The sequence below is a fragment of the Geobacillus sp. FSL K6-3411 genome (assembly GCF_037965715.1).
GTDB classification, from domain to species: Bacteria; Bacillota; Bacilli; order Bacillales; family Anoxybacillaceae; genus Geobacillus; species Geobacillus thermodenitrificans.
The window spans coordinates 442885-458724 of record NZ_CP150187.1; the positions used below are offsets into that span (position 1 = coordinate 442885).

Annotated in this window: 13 protein-coding genes and 1 riboswitch; of the genes, 6 read left to right on the forward strand and 7 right to left on the reverse strand. The window is 53.2% G+C overall.

Annotated features, from left to right (window positions below; all coding sequences use genetic code 11):
• Positions 1-28: 28 nt before the first annotated feature.
• Positions 29-142: riboswitch (TPP riboswitch) on the forward strand.
• 163 nt (positions 143-305) lie between these two features.
• The 5 genes from thiC to NSQ22_RS02225 all read left to right on the forward strand — a co-directional run bounded on the left by thiC (position 306) and on the right by NSQ22_RS02225 (position 8080).
• Positions 306-1997 (forward strand): phosphomethylpyrimidine synthase ThiC, encoded by a 1692-nt coding sequence (gene thiC, locus NSQ22_RS02205; protein WP_087959853.1) that lies wholly within the window; start codon positions 306-308, stop codon positions 1995-1997.
• A gap of 342 nt (positions 1998-2339) precedes the next feature.
• On the forward strand, positions 2340-3515 hold the full coding sequence (locus NSQ22_RS02210; protein ID WP_081157240.1) for an aminotransferase class I/II-fold pyridoxal phosphate-dependent enzyme: 1176 nt from the start codon (positions 2340-2342) through the stop codon (positions 3513-3515).
• Entirely contained in the window at positions 3512-5152 is a 1641-nt protein-coding gene (locus tag NSQ22_RS02215) for a thiamine pyrophosphate-binding protein (RefSeq protein WP_008881243.1), read from the forward strand. The genes NSQ22_RS02210 and NSQ22_RS02215 overlap by 4 nt, the downstream gene beginning before the upstream one ends.
• 134 nt (positions 5153-5286) lie before the next feature.
• Positions 5287-6768, forward strand: a complete 1482-nt coding sequence (locus tag NSQ22_RS02220) for an aldehyde dehydrogenase family protein (protein ID WP_008881242.1) — start codon at positions 5287-5289, stop codon at positions 6766-6768.
• 154 nt (positions 6769-6922) lie between these two features.
• Positions 6923-8080: a saccharopine dehydrogenase C-terminal domain-containing protein gene (locus NSQ22_RS02225; protein ID WP_029761490.1), complete on the forward strand. Its 1158-nt coding sequence runs from the start codon at positions 6923-6925 to the stop codon at positions 8078-8080.
• Positions 8081-8191: 111 nt separating this feature from the next.
• Here NSQ22_RS02225 and NSQ22_RS02230 read toward each other — a convergent pair whose 3' ends face one another.
• From NSQ22_RS02230 to NSQ22_RS02260, 7 genes are all read right to left on the reverse strand, one after another.
• On the reverse strand, positions 8192-9349 hold the full coding sequence (locus NSQ22_RS02230) for an MFS transporter (protein ID WP_008881240.1): 1158 nt from the start codon (positions 9347-9349) through the stop codon (positions 8192-8194).
• The gene (locus tag NSQ22_RS02235) at positions 9349-9777 is read right to left on the reverse strand and encodes a MerR family transcriptional regulator (protein WP_008881239.1); all 429 of its coding nucleotides are present in this window, start codon (positions 9775-9777) and stop codon (positions 9349-9351) included. The genes NSQ22_RS02230 and NSQ22_RS02235 overlap by 1 nt, the downstream gene beginning before the upstream one ends.
• A 135-nt stretch (positions 9778-9912) precedes the next feature.
• Positions 9913-10419, reverse strand: coding sequence for a (2Fe-2S)-binding protein (locus NSQ22_RS02240; RefSeq protein WP_008881238.1), 507 nt, complete (start codon positions 10417-10419; stop codon positions 9913-9915).
• A 21-nt stretch (positions 10420-10440) separates the two neighbouring features.
• The gene (locus tag NSQ22_RS02245) at positions 10441-11277 is read right to left on the reverse strand and encodes an FAD binding domain-containing protein (RefSeq protein WP_008881237.1); all 837 of its coding nucleotides are present in this window, start codon (positions 11275-11277) and stop codon (positions 10441-10443) included.
• Positions 11264-13591, reverse strand: coding sequence for a xanthine dehydrogenase family protein molybdopterin-binding subunit (locus tag NSQ22_RS02250; protein ID WP_008881236.1), 2328 nt, complete (start codon positions 13589-13591; stop codon positions 11264-11266). The genes NSQ22_RS02245 and NSQ22_RS02250 overlap by 14 nt, the downstream gene beginning before the upstream one ends.
• Positions 13578-14216 (reverse strand): xanthine dehydrogenase accessory protein PucB, encoded by a 639-nt coding sequence (pucB, locus tag NSQ22_RS02255; RefSeq protein ID WP_011886741.1) that lies wholly within the window; start codon positions 14214-14216, stop codon positions 13578-13580. Before pucB ends, NSQ22_RS02250 begins: the two co-directional genes overlap by 14 nt.
• Positions 14213-15241, reverse strand: coding sequence for an XdhC/CoxI family protein (locus NSQ22_RS02260; RefSeq protein ID WP_008881234.1), 1029 nt, complete (start codon positions 15239-15241; stop codon positions 14213-14215). The genes pucB and NSQ22_RS02260 overlap by 4 nt, the downstream gene beginning before the upstream one ends.
• A gap of 182 nt (positions 15242-15423) precedes the next feature.
• On the opposite strand from NSQ22_RS02260, the gene NSQ22_RS02265 reads away from it, so the two are divergent.
• Positions 15424-15636 (forward strand): hypothetical protein, encoded by a 213-nt coding sequence (locus tag NSQ22_RS02265; protein WP_190300606.1) that lies wholly within the window; start codon positions 15424-15426, stop codon positions 15634-15636.
• Positions 15637-15840 lie beyond the last annotated feature (204 nt).

Sequence of the window (15840 nt, forward strand, 5' to 3'; positions counted from 1 at the left end):
AAAAAAAGTCAGTCATCATTGTTATACGCTTATCTGCTAGGGGAGTCCGAGAGCCGGGCTGAGAAAAGAACGCGATGAAGTTCTTTGACCCTTTGAACCTGATCTGGGTCATGCCAGCGTAGGGAAGCAGGCAGCGGGAACAGATGGACGCTTAGACTGTTCATTTGGCCTTTTTGCCTTGATCGGGTTCCGTGTTGCGGGACCCGTTTTTATTTTTCACGGCAAAGAGCGGCTCGTTTTTGCCTTTGCTTCGGCTGGCTTGGCCTCGGATCCTAAACCATCGTTGATTTAGAGGGGGAATCCGTATGGAAAACATTCGCTCGTTTATGTCATTTCCAGCCAGCCGGAAAGTGTACGTCGAAGGATCACGGCCGGACGTGCGCGTGCCGATGAGAGAAATCGCGTTATCACCGACGAAGACACCGCAAGGAGAGGTGGAAAACAAACCGGTGCGCGTCTATGACACAACCGGTCCATACACAGATCCTGATTTTGAGCCGAATGTAGAAAAAGGATTGCCGCTTCTTCGCCGCAACTGGATTGTTGAGCGAGGAGATGTCGAAGAAACGGAGCCACAGTCCACCGCCGGCCGTGCGGCGTCGCTTCCGTTTGCACGACGTCCGCTGCGGGCGAAGCCGGGGAAAGTGGTCACGCAAATGCATTACGCCAAAAAAGGAATCATTACACCGGAAATGGAATTTGTCGCGATTCGCGAACAAATCGACCCGGAAATCGTCCGCCAGGAGGTTGCCGCTGGCCGAGCGATCATCCCTTCGAATATTAATCATCCAGAAAGCGAACCGATGATCATCGGCCGCCGTTTTCATGTAAAAATTAACGCCAACATCGGCAACTCGGCTGTTTCTTCCTCGATTGAGAATGAAGTGGAAAAACTGCTGTGGGCGGTACGCTGGGGTGCTGATACGGTGATGGATTTGTCGACCGGCAAACAAATTCACGAAACGCGTGAATACATTATCCGCAATTCGCCAGTTCCAATCGGAACAGTGCCGATTTATCAGGCGCTTGAGAAAGTAGGCGGCGTACCAGAGAAGTTGACATGGGACGTGTACCGCGAGACATTGATTGAGCAGGCTGAACAAGGGGTTGACTACATGACGATCCACGCTGGTGTGCGGCTTCATTACATTCCGCTCACCGTCAATCGGACGACCGGCATCGTCTCACGTGGCGGCTCAATCATCGCGCAATGGTGTTTGGCCCACCATGAAGAAAACTTCTTATATACGCATTTTGAAGAAATATGCGAGATTTTAAAACAATACGATGTTGCCATTTCGCTTGGTGACGGCTTGCGCCCGGGGTCCATTGCTGATGCAAACGACGAGGCACAGTTTGCTGAACTTGAGACGCTCGGTGAGCTGACGAAAATCGCTTGGGAGCATGACGTGCAAGTCATGATTGAAGGACCGGGGCATATTCCGATGCAGAAAATCCGCGAAAACGTCGAGCGAGAACAAGAGCTTTGTCATGGTGCACCGTTTTATACGTTAGGGCCGCTTGTCACCGACATTGCGCCGGGATACGACCACATCACGTCGGCGATTGGCGCCGCGATCATCGGTGCCTACGGGACGTCCATGCTTTGCTATGTGACGCCGAAAGAACATTTAGGGTTACCAAATAAAGAGGATGTGCGCGTCGGGGTCGTTACATATAAAATCGCCGCCCACGCCGCCGATTTGGCGAAAGGTCACCCAGCCGCCCAGCAGCGCGACGATGCGCTCTCGAAAGCGCGCTTTGAGTTTCGCTGGAATGACCAGTTCAACTTATCGCTCGATCCGGAGCGGGCTTGCGAGTATCATGATGAAACATTGCCGGCTGAGGCGGCGAAAACCGCTCATTTTTGCTCGATGTGCGGGCCGAAATTTTGCTCGATGAACATCTCACACGAGCTGCAACGGAAAATCAAAGAAGAAGGAATGAAAGAAAAGGCGAACGAATTTGTGCGCGGCGGTTCATCGCTGTATCGGTAAGGAGAGGATACGTTTTGTATACCGGACGTTAACTAGGCGTCCGGTTTTTCTTTTATGCTTATAAAGCGGTAGTGTAGATGGGGGTGAGAAAAGCAACGAAAGGGAGCTCCTTCCATTCGATCGATATTCTAATTATTTGAAATGAATAATAAAATGATTTACGAGAGGAGATGAGCTAGACGAGACAAATGATACATGTTCACCAAAGCAACAGTTCCATCGTTCAGAGAGGGCAGTTGCCAAACAACGGTGAGTGATGATCCGGCTCCAGCCAGCATCGAACACCCTGTCGTTTGCTTGTTCCGCGCCTCAAACAATCGAATCGAAGGGGGAGAGGCCGCGATGAAGATGGCTTCCGACCTTGTGAGAAGAATGCCGCCGTATTTATTTTCGGACTTTGAGCGAAAAAAGGTCGAGCTTGCGAAAAAAGGGGTTGATGTCATCGATTTAGGCATCGGGGCGCCAGATTTGCCGCCGCCGTCGTTTCTTATTGAGACGCTGAAACGCGAGCTGGATGACCCACGCAATTATACGTATTCTCCGTACGCCGGCTGCCGCGAATATCGCGAAGCCGTTGCTGACTTTTATGAGCGGCAGTATGGTGTCAAGCTTGACCCAGACACTGAAGTGCTCGCTTTGATTGGCTCAAAAGAAGGCATTGTCCATCTATTGCAGGCGCTGATTGATCCGGGGGATGCAGTGCTTGTTCCGAACCCGGGCTATCCGGTGTATCGAACTGCTATTCACCTTGCCCGAGGCACGCCGATCGACTTGCCGCTGGATGCAGCCCGTGACTACGCACCACAATTTTCCGCTATTACTCCATCCACTTATGATCGAGTCAATATCATGCTATTAAACTATCCAAGCAATCCAACAGCATCATTAGCCACCATCGATGTTTTCATAGAAGCAGTCATGCTTGCAAAAAAACATCGTTTTCTTATCGCCCATGATTCAGCCTATTCATTATTGACATTCGGTGATGCCTTTGCTCCGAGCGTGCTGCAAGTTGACGGTGCCAAAGAAGTAGCCATCGAATTTGGATCTTTATCGAAAAGCTATAACATGGCTGGTTGCCGCATCGGTTATATCGTCGGCAATAAGGAGGTCATTCGGGCGCTCTCCATCTTGAAAAGCAATATTGATACGTGTCAATTTTTGGCGGTGCAAAAAGCAGCGGCCGTTGCATTGCGGAGCGGAGATGAAGCCGCAAAGGAGAACAACCGCATTTATGAAGAGCGGATGAAGGCAATGACGGTTGCACTTTGGCAAATAGGCGTGCCCGTTCAGCCGCCTCGAGCGACGTTTTTTCTTTGGGTGCCAACGGCGGTCGGTTACTCTTCCGCTCAGTTCGCCGCTCGGTTGCTTGATGAGGCCGGGGTGATCGTTACACCAGGGACGGCGTTTGGTTCAGCAGGGGAAGGGTATGTGCGCATATCACTCGCCGCTCCGAAGGAACGGCTGCTCGAAGCCGTTCGGCGCTGGAAAGCGATTGAATGGGAGGGACGGCCATGAAAAAGCGGGTGATGCGTGGCCTTTCTGTCCCGCAAGCGATTGTCGAATGCTTAAAACAAGAGCGTATTTCTCATTTGTTTGGCGTGCCGGGAGAAAGTTATTTGCCGCTGTTGGATGCGTTGTACGATGAACCAACCCTTCAGTTCATTTCTGCCCGCCATGAAGGAGGGGCGGCGTTTATGGCTGAAGCGTATGCGAAAGCGTCCGGCAAACCAGGTGTCGTCTTAGCGACGCGCGGAGTCGGAGCGTCTAATTTGGCCATCGGGGTTCATACAGCACGTCAAGATTCGACCCCGCTTGTCGTCCTGTTAGGACAAGTGCATCGCCGATTCCGTGGTCGTGAGGGATTTCAAGAAGTAGAACTAGACGAATGGTTTCGGCCGCTTGCGAAATGGGCAGTCGAAATCACCGACCCCGAGCGCGTTCCAGAACTCGTGCAACGGGCATTTCGGGTGGCGAAAACGGGACGACCTGGTCCGGTTGTCGTCTCTATTCCTGAGGATGTGTTTGCGTCAACGGTTGCTGAGGCGGTGTTGATGACGATGGATGTGCCGCGCCCAGCCCCAGCGGATGATGAGGTGAAGCGGATTGAAGCGGCACTCGCTGCTGCCCGTCGGCCGCTCATTGTCGCCGGTGGCGGGGTGAAGCGGGGGCGCGCTGAGCAGGCGCTGCGTCGCGTCGCTGAACAATATTCCCTTCCGGTTGTTGCCGCATTCCGCCGCCATGACGTGTTTCCGCATGACCATCCGCTTTATGTCGGCCATCTCGGTCTTGGCGCACCGGCAGCTGTCGTTGAGACGGCCAAGCAGGCGGATGTTATTTTGGCGGTTGGAACGCGGTTGGCGGAAGTAACAACGCAAGATTATACATGGCCGCTGCCGCATCAGATGCTCATCCATATCGATATCGACGAGGAGGCGCTTGGCAAAGTGTTTTCAGCGGACATCGCCGTTGCGGCCGATGCCCACGAGGCGTTGTGTGCACTGTTAGGGCGGCATATCGTCCCGACGTGGAATGAATGGGTCTTGGAGCGCCGACAAGCTTATGAAGAAACAGCGAGGCTGCCGCAGCCGCCAAGAAACGTGCAAGAAGCCATCATCGCTCAGCTACAAGCGCAGTTGCCGGACGATGGAATGATTACGAACGATGCCGGCAATTTTGCCGGCTGGCTGCACACCTTTTTCTCCTTCAAGGAACAGCATATGTATATTGGCCCAACATCAGGAGCGATGGGATACGGGCTGCCGGCGGCCATCGGCGCGAAGCTCGCCCATCCGGAACGGCCGGCCGTTTCGTTGTCAGGAGATGGTGGGTTTCTCATGACGGCGGCCGAACTCGAGACGGCGTCCCGTTATGGCGTCCCGGTCATCAGTCTCGTGTTTAACAACCGGATGTATGGGACTATTCGTATGTATCAAGAGCTTCAGTTCCCAGGACGAGTGGTCGGCAGCGGACTAGGTGAAGTGTCGTTTGCCAGATTGGCTAGGGCATTAGGTGCCAACGGTGTTACGGTGGAGACAGCCGATGAGTTTGCCGCTGCCTTTAAGCAGGCGCTCACTGCGACGAAACCAACCGTGATTGAGGTGATGACGGAGCCGGAACAACTGTCTGTGACGATGAGACTGTCAGACAGATGAAAACATTGGAGAAGAGTTTCCGCATTGAGACCGAGATAGCCCATGAATCATGCAATGAAAAGGACAGCTGTAGCAAAGTAACAGCGAAACGACATCTACTCGTACAGCGAATCAATAGACAAAGGAGGATGACGATGAAGGCGTTGAACTTTATTAATGGAAAATGGCAACCGGCTTTGAGCGGCCAATGGGCGCCGGTGATCAATCCGGCAAATGGGGAAACGATCGGTGAAGTAGCATTATCTGCAGCGGCTGATGTCGATGCTGCTGTCAAAGCGGCAAAAGCGGCGCAAAAAAAATGGGCGCTCGTGCCGGCTCCGAAACGAGCGGACGTATTATATAAAGTCGGTTTGTTGCTGAAGGAGCGGAAAGAACAGCTTGCTCGGCTGCTGACAATGGAAATGGGGAAAGTGATCGAAGAGGCGCGCGGCGAAGTGCAAGAAGGCATCGATATGGCGTTTTACATGGCGGGGGAGGGACGACGGTTATTCGGCGATACGACCCCGTCTGAGCTAAAAGACAAGTTTGCCATGAGCGTTCGGGTGCCGGTCGGGGTTGTCGGCATCATCACCCCATGGAATTTTCCGATTGCTATCGCGACATGGAAATCGTTCCCGGCCATTGTCGCCGGCAACGCTGTCGTCTGGAAACCGGCACTTGAAACACCGTTTATGGCGCGCGAGCTGGCAGCGATTTTCACCGAAGCCGGTCTGCCGGATGGGGTGTTTAACGTTGTTCACGGCGACGGCCCGACGGCAGGGAACGCGCTTGTTGAGCATCCGGACGTTCCGGTCATTTCATTTACGGGCTCGAATGAAGTCGGCCGTCAGATTGCCGAGAAGTGCGGGCGCCTGTTGAAAAAAGTGTCGCTCGAAATGGGTGGGAAAAACGCTGTGATCGTCATGGATGACGCAGATTTGACGTTGGCGGTTGACGGTATTGTTTGGAGTGCGTTCGGCACATCGGGGCAGCGGTGCACGGCGTGCAGCCGAGTTATTGTCCATGAGCGGGTGAAACAAGAGCTCGAGTGGCGTCTGCTTGAAGCGGTGAAGACGTTGAAAATCGGTGACGGGCTGGATGAAACGGTCAAAGTTGGTCCGGTTATCCATGAAGAAGCGCTGCAAAAAATCGAACGCTATGTGCACATCGGCCGAGAAGAAGGAGCGAAACTGCTTGTTGGCGGCCATATATTGAGCGATGGAGACTATGCACGCGGCTTTTATTACGCACCGACGATTTTCACTGACGTCACGCCCGACATGCGTATCGCCCGCGAAGAAATTTTCGGCCCGGTTGTGTCGATCATTTCCGTCCGCAGTTTGGATGAAGCGATCGCTGTTAACAATTGTGTCGACTACGGATTGTCCAGCGCTATTTTCACTCGTGATGTCAACAATGTGTTCCGGGCGATGCGCGATTTGGATACCGGCATTGTGTATGTCAATGCAGGGACAACGGGTGCAGAAATTCATTTGCCGTTTGGCGGCACAAAGGGGACAGGAAACGGTCACCGTGATTCCGGCGTCGCTGCGCTTGATGTATTCACTGAATGGAGAAGCATTTATGTCGATTTCAGTGGCAAGCTGCAACGGGCACAAATCGATACGGATGATTGAACTGTTCAGTCGTCTTTATAGTTAGTGAAAGAGAAGTGAGCATCAACGCCAAACATTGATGGTGAATGAAAGCAGTAGCTGCGATAAAGACGAACAAAAGCAGCAGTCATGTAAGCAGATGGAAAAGAATCCGTGATAGAGGAGGGAATGAATGGTGAAGGTGCTCGTGCTTGGTGCGGGGCTGATGGGGAAAGAAGCTGCACGCGATTTAGTGCAAAGTGAAGACGTTGAGGCAGTGACGCTGGCTGATGTCGATTTGGCCAAGGCAGAGCAGACGGTACGCCACCTTCAGTCTGAGAAACTTGTTGCCTTGCGGGTGGATGCTGGGGATCAACAGCAGCTGTCCACCTTAATGAAAGGACATGATGTGGTCGTCAACGCCTTGTTTTACCGGTTTAACGAAACAGTGGCGAAAACGGCGATTGCCACAGGCGTCCATTCTGTCGATTTAGGGGGGCATATCGGCCATATTACCGACCGGGTGCTTGAACTCCATGACCAAGCCCAGAAAGCTGGGGTGACGATCATCCCCGATCTGGGCGTCGCCCCAGGAATGATCAACATTTTATCCGGTTACGGGGCAAATCAGCTCGATGAGGTTGAATCCATCCAACTGTACGTCGGCGGCATTCCCGTTCAGCCCGAACCGCCGCTTGAGTATAACCATGTGTTTTCGTTAGAAGGGCTTCTCGACCATTACACCGATCCGTCTTTAATTATTCGCGATGGTAAAAAGCAAGAAGTGCCATCTCTGTCTGAGGTTGAACCGATTTATTTCGAACGGTTCGGCCCGCTTGAAGCGTTTCATACATCAGGAGGGACGTCGACGCTGTCACGCTCGTTTCCGAATTTGAAACGGCTTGAATATAAAACGATCCGCTATCGTGGCCATGCGGAAAAATTCAAGCTCCTCGTTGACTTGAATTTGACGCGCAACGATGTCGAGGTGGAAGTAGGCGGCCACAAAGTTAAACCGCGTGACGTGCTGCTTGCGGTATTGACTCCGATGCTTGATTTAAGAGGTAAAGATGATGTCGTCTTGCTTCGGGTGATTGTCGGTGGACGGAAAGACGGAAAAGAAACGGTGTTTGAATATGAAACGATCACGTTCAACGATAGCGAACGTAAGGTGACGGCGATGGCGCGCACGACCGCTTATACGATTTCCGTCGTCGCCCAGCTTATCGGCCGAGGGCTGATTACGAAACGCGGCGTCTATCCGCCTGAGCAAATCGTTCCCGGGAATGTGTACATCGACGAAATGAAAAAACGAGGAGTGGTGATTAACGAGAAGAAAACGGTTCGCTTATGAAAAAAGCATCATAGAGTGATGATAAGAGATGATGACAATGATCCGAATAAAAACACGCCTGTTTCTCACCGAGAAACGGGCGTGTTTTCGTTTTGTCCGCAACGGTTGCTTTTATACAGTTTTCGTTGCCGATGGCTCCCGTTTGCGCCAGGCAAGGAAAAGGAATGCAACAAGCGACAGCGCCATGGCGATCATAAACGGCGCCTTTGCGGAAACGGCGTGACCGATGACGCCAGATAGCACCGGAGCGATGGCCGCCCCCATCCAGCGAACGAAGTTGTACATGCCGGAAGTGACGCCGCGTTCATACGGCGATGTTTCCATCACATAGCCTGTAAACAAGGCGTTGTTTAAGCCGGATACAAGGCCCGACAAAATGATAAGGACGATCATGAACCATGTTTGTTCAGCGACCGCTAAAAGCAGCAATAAAACGGCAAACAGCAATAAGCTGTAAGGCAATATTTGTTTCGGTTCGTATTTTGTTTCAAGTCGGTGGGCCAACGCTGCCGATCCGTAGGCGAGGCAAAGCCCCCAGCCGAAAAAGACAAGACCGATTTGAATCGCCGATAACTTAATGACCAGAGGCGAATAGGCCAAAACAACGAAAAAGCCGTAATAATAAAGCATCCCGCCGATCGCCCCTTTTAAAAACGGCGGAAAGGCGAGCAGATGCCGCATTTCCTGCCATCCGACTGCTTTTTTCGGTTTTCCTTTGTTTGGATCATACACAAAAAATGCGACAAGCAAAAAGGCGATAAAAATGAGCACGCTTGTGCCGATAAACGGGTAGCGCCATGAATGTTGGCCCAGCAGTCCACCGATGAGCGGACCACCGGCCATGCCGAGGCCGATCGCCGCCTCATACAAGCCGACAGCGGTGCTTGCCTGCGGCGTCAAAGCGATTAACAGTGTCATAGCCGTTGCAAAAAAGGTGGCATTGCCAAGCCCCCAACCGGCGCGGAAGATCGACAGTTGTGGGATGTCGGCGGCAAAACCGCACAATAATGAGAAAATCGTGACAAGGCCAAGTCCGATCACCATCATTTGTTTATCACCAACGCGGCTGACGACAAGTCCAACGGGAATCATCATGACCGCCATCGTAAAAATATAGGCGGTAAACAACATTTCCACTTGCCAGTGGGTCGCGCCGATGCTTTCGGCGATGACCGGCAAAATCGGATCGACGACCCCGATACCCATAAACGCCAAAAAGGCGGCGGCAACGGTAATCCAGCGCGCCCGTGTTTGTTTTCTTTCCTCCACTATTCTTCTCTCCTCTCTTCTAGAATGGCGTCTATTTGCTCTGCCATTTGTTTCAGTTCTTGTTTCAGTGTCGCCATTTTCTTCATTTTGTCATCAAGCATGGCAATTTGTTGGTGCAACCCGGCGGCCATTTGTTCGAGTTCACGCTGCTGTTCGCTGCTAACGATGGCTTGGCGGTATTCTGCTCGATGCGTCTCAATTTTTTCTTTCAATGTTAAAAAGTGCTGTAACTCCTGCAGCGAAAAACCGAGCACTTCGCGGGCGGCGACGATGTTTTTCAGCTGCTCGATATCTTCCTGCGTATAAAGGCGTGTGCCGCCCTCACTCCGTGCCGGCGGCTTGATCAAGCCGATTTCTTCATAATAGCGGATCGCCCGCTTTGTTAAGCCGGTCGCTTTGGCGACGTCATCAATTTTCAATCGTTCCATCCTGGGCCCTCACTTTCGCGTGATCGCGATACACGGTGTTTTCTACAGATATAACGTTAACGTGAACGTTATATTTTTGTCAATAGGTATTTGGAATGGGATGGAAAAATCATCGCACAAAAAAGGATATCCCTGCTAGACTCGGGATATCCGGTTATGTGAGGGCTGTATGTCCGTTTTTTTGGCTTGAAGCGCTTCTTTCACCGCCGCCTCGATTTCTTGATAGCTCGTGCAGCGACAAATATTTGACTGCAGCCATTCTTGAATCGTTGACTGATCAGCGTTTGGATGCTGCTCGATGAGCGCATGGATGTTCATAATAAAGCCAGGCGTGCAATAGCCGCATTGAAAGGCGAAGTGACGGACAAAGGCGTGCTGAATAGGAGTATCGCGGAGCCCCTCGATTGTGGTAATTTCTTTACCAACAGTCTCAATAGCAAGCATCATGCACGATTTGATTGGTGTGCCGTTGACTAAGACAGTACAGGCACCGCAGTCGCCATTTAAACAGCCGGGTTTGGTCCCGGTCAGTCCGAGCTCGTCCCGCAAGACGAATAGTAGTGTTTCGGCTTGACGGGTGATGACCGTTCGTTGTTCTCCGTTAATGTGCAACACGAGCTCACATTTGGTCGTTTCTTCCATGTCCGTATGTTGACCTCCCGTCTAGATGGTTTCCCCTAACTCGCGAAGTGCGTCTTCAAGTAGCTGAGCGGCAACAAACAGTCGATAGTCTGCTGAGCCTTCAATATCATGCAAAATCGGGCGTGGGAAGGCGTTGACTGCCGCCTGAATCCGTTCTGTCGCGGGGCGTCTTCGGTCATTTAGATGAGCCTCAACTTTAGCCGAACGGAACGGGAACGGACAGACGCCGCTAAAGGCAGCGTGAATGGTTTCGTCTTTTTTTAGCGCCGCAATGGTGACAAGCGGATAGCCGATTTCACCTTGCTTGCGGCGCTTGTGGTGAAAGTGAGGAAGTTCCACAGCGAAGCGGCGCACTTTTATTTGAACGACAAATTCGCCGCGACTTAGCTGCAGATGTTGATGAAACAAGTCATTGATACGGGACTGACGGACGCCGTTTGGGCCAGCGATGACGATGTCTGCCTCAGCGACGAGCAGCGCGAGCGCTGTTTCGCGGTAAAAAATTTGCCCGCATAGGTTGCCGCCGAGCGTAATTTGGTTGCGCGCCGTCCGGTCAGCGACTTCTTTCGCTGCTTTGGTCAACAAAGGAAACGGGTTCGCTTCCACGAGTTCGGTGAGCGACAGCGCCGCCCCGAGCACGAGAGGATCGCTGTCGGCGTCAAGCACACGGCATTCAGGAATGGCTTTCATGTCAATGACGGCGGCGGTAGAAACGAGACCGAGGCGGGATAGGGTGATGATTTCCGTGCCCCCGCCATAATATAGTGGTCGTTTCCCTTTTTGTTCCAGTTCTATAAACATCGCCACCGCTTCAGCGATCGACTGTGGACGATAGTAGGCAAATTCAAAGGGAACCATAGCTGTCTCCTTTCTGTTTCCGCCAAATGAGTTCGGGAACAAGCGGCAGTTCGTTTAGCGGCACACCAGCAGCAAGCGATAAGGCGTTTGCCAAAGCAGCGGGCATGCCGAGCAAGCCATGTTCACCGATGCCGCGCGCACCGTACGGAGCGTCGATTTGTGGGGTCTCGATAAACTCCACGATGTATGTGGGATGTTCTCCGAAGTGGATCGGCCGGTACGTGCGCAGCTGCGGATTTAAGACACGCTGCGCTTCATCAAAAAGAAATCCTTCTCGGCTGGCAAAGCTCAGACCCATGCTCATCGCTCCCATCGCTTGACCGAGTGCCGCTTTCGGGTTGAGCACTTTGCCGGCATCGATGACCGCGTACGCTTTCACAATGCGGTACGTGTAGTCGCGACGGTTGAACTCCACTTCGACCCCTTCAGCGCATACGCCCCACTCCGGTCCCGGTTTTCCGGCGCCGGTTTCCGGGTCAAGCGGAGTCAAGCGGCGTAAAATATAATGGCCGCGCCCGATCACTTGTCCGCCGATGGCGTTGCCGTTCGGAAACTTGTAGCCGTAGGCAATGTCTTTCACTGGAATGAAAATGGCCGGATCATCGCGTAAAAAGACACGTCCGAAGCCAACTTCTAAATCGTCAGGAGTAACCCGCAGTACGCAGGCGGCGATCTCTTTCAGCTGGCGAATGGCATCATCGGCGGCGGCTAAGGCTGCACGCCCGGCCATAAATGTCCCACGGCTAGCGACCGTTTTCCAATGTTCTGGTGTCGTTTGTGTATCGATGTCCATTTTGACATGAACGTCGTCCACATTCATTTTTAGCCGCTCGGCCACGATTTGCGCGAGCACTGTTTTCGTGCCTGTGCCGATTTCGACGACGCCGGAGATGACGTTGACGCTGCCGTCGGAATTGAATGTTAAAATGACGCCGGAGCTTGAGTCCGTGTCGATCGTTGACGTTTTCCAACCACCGCTGATGCCTTTTGCTCGTACGGTATAGGCGTCAAGCTCGATGCGCTGCCATTCATCCCAGCGCATCAACTCCCGTAGTCGATCGAGGCAAGCGGGCATATCCCCTACATTGCTTTTTGTGAGCCGTACTTGTGTCGGGGTCGTATGCCCCGGGCGGATGGCGTTTTTGCGTCGCACGTCCCATGGGTCAAGCTGAAGAACTTTTGCCAATTCGTCGATGGCTCGTTCAACGGCAAACGACTGCTCACAATGGCCGAAACTGCGGAACGGTGTTGCATACGGCCGGTTCGTATAGACACAAAGTGAGTCGCACCAGACATGTTCGACGTGGTATGGGCCAGTACAATCGACAGCTGCGGCACGGCTGACGTCGATCGCTTTGTCGGAGTAAGCACCTCCGTCAAACAAAAAGACAATTTCCATCGCTTTGAAAACACCGTCTTTTGTCGCGCCGATTTTGACCGTTGCTTCTAAGCCGATATGGACAGGCGAGGTGACCATGTCACATTCGCGGTTGTTCCAGACGCTCACTTTCCGGCCGCCGACCGCTTTTGTGGCGAGGTAGGCGAGCAGTTCAAGCTGCACGGGCGCCTTGCCGCCGTAGGCACCGCCGACAAGCGGCGTATGAACGACGATTTTGCCGGCTTCTTCGCCAAAATACGTATGAATGAGCCTCTTGATCATAAATGGTGACTGCGAGGAGGCAGAGATATGGATCGAGCCGTCCGGCCAAATTTCTGCTGTGGCGCAACGCGTTTCCATTGCCACGTGGTCGGACGGGGCGAATGATACACTCGTTTCGATGATGACGTCGCTTTCGGCAAACCCTTGTTTAATGTCGCCTTTGCGGATTTTGGTCCGATGGGCGATGTTTGTCCCTGGCTCAGGGTAGGTCGTCTTATTTCTTTCATAACGGTCGAGCTCTTCGTGAAGCAAGGGAGCGCCTTCTTTCAGTGCTTCGCGCGGCGAGCCGACTGCTGGCAACGGCTCATAAACGACGCGGATGAGGCGGGCCGCCTGTTCGGCCTGCACGAGTGTATCGGCGACCACAACGGCGACAACTTCTCCGTAGTATCGCACTTTATCGGCAGCGATCGGCGGGCGGTCGCGCATGTCTTCGCCTGTGAGCGGCAATCCTTTGCCGGTCAGGACGGCGCGAACGCCGGGAGCGGCAAGCGCTTCGTGCGTTTCGATGGAGATGATGCGCGCATGAGCGTACGGACTGGTGACGAGCTTGGCATGAAGCATTCCTTGTTCTTTGAAATCGTTCGTATATTTCGCTCGGCCGGTCACCTTATCCCATGCTTCTTTGCGGATGATGCTTTTACCGACGGCCACGAGAATGTCCCTCCTTTACTTCTCGATAGATGACAGCACGCTCATAGTCCTCTTTTGTGTCGATGTCCATGCCGATTGACTCGTCGCCTTCGTATAAGAGACCGCGCCAATGGGGCTCACAAAACAGCCTGCGCCCGCCAGCATCTCCCCTAAGTGCCAATAAGGCAGGAAACATCTGTTTTCCCCAGATGACTGGAGGCATGGGGGTGCCGAAGCGGGAAAAGGCGGCGTAATCAGGATGGTGCTGGCGATAAAAACGGGCAAGAGCATCGATCGTTTCTGTCGTGACAAACGGCTGATCCGCCAATAATACTGCGGCAGCGTCCGCCCCTACAACAATCGTCTCTTGTAAGCCGCAGGCAAGCGAGTGTGCCTGCCCCCGGTGGCAGGCGGCGCAACGGACAAGACGGCATTTGTCGTGGTTTAGCAGCGCGTCAGGAAGCCAAACGAGCGCATCGGTTGGTGGAACGACAACGATGATAGGTGAGAGGCAGGAATGAAGCGCTGCCTTGAGACCGGCCGTCCCAAGCGTCCCATCCCCCCAAGGCAAGGCGCGTTTATCCGTTCCCATCCGCCGACTCTGCCCAGCGGCCAAGTAAATGCCTGCAATCGTGAGTTCACTCATCGTGCAGTCTCCATCGGCCCTCCGCGCAGCACGTTAATTAGTTCGGCGGTGATGCTTATAGCAATTTCATGCGGGCTGCGCGCTCCAATTGGCAGTCCAATTGGTGAACGGACAAACGGCGGGGCCGTTCCAGAAGGAAAGAGTCGGTCTGTGCGCCGCCGCGGTCCAAGCACGCCGAGGTAGGCGAGCGGTATGTCGGCTAACCATCTCATAAGTTCCCGGTCGCGCTCAAACTGGTGAGTCATAATAACGACAAAGTCGCGCTCGGTAAGGTGAAGTTTCGGAATGGTTTCATGCGGAAAGCCGACGACCCAAGCGTCCGCGTCCGGCACGTGCGACGGTTGACAAAACGCCGGGCGCCAGTCGCTGACCGTGACGGAAAACCCAGCGGCTTTAGCTGCCGAGACGAGTGGCGGAGCGTCGGGACCGGCGCCGAAAATCGTAAGACGCGGTTTTGGCCAAAAATGCTGAATGAAAAACGTGTCCTCTTCCGTTTCATACACACCGTTCCGGCCACGGAAAAACGGTGTGCCATGCAACTCTTTCAGCCATTCCGGCCTCGGCGGCGAAGAATAGCCGCCGAAGCGCTCCCCCGTTTCGCTTTGGAAAAACGGCTGCTCCCTCGGATCGGTAATGCTTCGAGCCATAAACACATGTTCACCGCGGTCAAGGCAGCGTTTCAATGCCAGCCAATCAGGTTTGGTGTTGCTTGTCACCGGTTCAAGCCAAATGCGGACAAGGCCGTTGCAACCAGCCCCTTGTCCCCAAGACCAATCATCTTCGGCGCGCAAGTCAAACGATATGGACGTCGCCTGACGGTTTGACAGCACGTCGAGGGCGTGCGCGGCCACCGCTTCCTCAAAGCAGCCTCCGCTTAATAAGCCAGTTGTCTTTCCATCCGCTTCGATCCACATCCATGTGCCTTCCTTTTGATAGGCTGAACCTTCGACGTCAATAATGATGGCGAATACACCATCGCCCGGCGCAGCGGCCATGGCATCGAGCACGGCATAGTAGCTTTCCATGCTTATCCTCCTTCCGCGTTGCACCAAAGGCGGCTAAGCTGATGAAAGTAAAGCGTGACGATCAATAAACGTTCGTAATGGTAGCTGTCTTTGGCACAAGCGTTTCACTCCGAGTGCGGATGAGCAGGCGCGTTAACTGTTCAAGGTTGTTGTTTGCCCACCATTGGTTTTCTCCTTTCGAGATGAGCCGGACTGCAGTTGGCGAGATTGGGGCCATTGCCCTTAATGACAACGATGTGATTGCTTTTTGCCGTGATGAAGCCGCAGCCGTTCGAGCAAATGTCGCAAAGTGGAATCCACCTATTTGTTGCTCTCGTCTTGCACATATCTGTTTATGTCTTTGTGTGGTATCTCCATATGAAGGAGAAATGATCGGCGGTGATGATCGTTTGTAACGGCTAGTGCGATGGATAGCTGGCGGAACAGTACGGCAAAAATGGGGAGGTGCGGCCGTAGTTGCGGCGTAGACGGGAAGATGTGACAGCAATACGTTTGTTTCAGCGCGAAATGGCGGCATCGGTTCGTCCCTCCCTTTCAAAAAAGGCTCTGCTATCATTATATTTATGTAAAAAATGACCATGACTGAAAAACAAAAGAAG

Excerpts from the sequence above, each read along its gene's own strand:
- pucB (WP_011886741.1), bottom strand. The coding sequence starts at position 14,216 with ATGAGTGAACTCACGATTGCAGGCATTTACTTGGCCGCTGGGCAGAGT.
- NSQ22_RS02265 (WP_190300606.1), top strand. The coding sequence starts at position 15,424 with ATGAGCCGGACTGCAGTTGGCGAGATTGGGGCCATTGCCCTTAATGAC.
- NSQ22_RS02245 (WP_008881237.1), bottom strand. The coding sequence starts at position 11,277 with ATGGTTCCCTTTGAATTTGCCTACTATCGTCCACAGTCGATCGCTGAA.
- NSQ22_RS02215 (WP_008881243.1), top strand. The coding sequence starts at position 3,512 with ATGAAAAAGCGGGTGATGCGTGGCCTTTCTGTCCCGCAAGCGATTGTC.
- NSQ22_RS02235 (WP_008881239.1), bottom strand. The coding sequence starts at position 9,777 with ATGGAACGATTGAAAATTGATGACGTCGCCAAAGCGACCGGCTTAACA.
- NSQ22_RS02220 (WP_008881242.1), top strand. The coding sequence starts at position 5,287 with ATGAAGGCGTTGAACTTTATTAATGGAAAATGGCAACCGGCTTTGAGC.
- NSQ22_RS02260 (WP_008881234.1), bottom strand. The coding sequence starts at position 15,241 with ATGGAAAGCTACTATGCCGTGCTCGATGCCATGGCCGCTGCGCCGGGC.
- thiC (WP_087959853.1), top strand. The coding sequence starts at position 306 with ATGGAAAACATTCGCTCGTTTATGTCATTTCCAGCCAGCCGGAAAGTG.
- NSQ22_RS02210 (WP_081157240.1), top strand. The coding sequence starts at position 2,340 with ATGAAGATGGCTTCCGACCTTGTGAGAAGAATGCCGCCGTATTTATTT.
- NSQ22_RS02240 (WP_008881238.1), bottom strand. The coding sequence starts at position 10,419 with ATGGAAGAAACGACCAAATGTGAGCTCGTGTTGCACATTAACGGAGAA.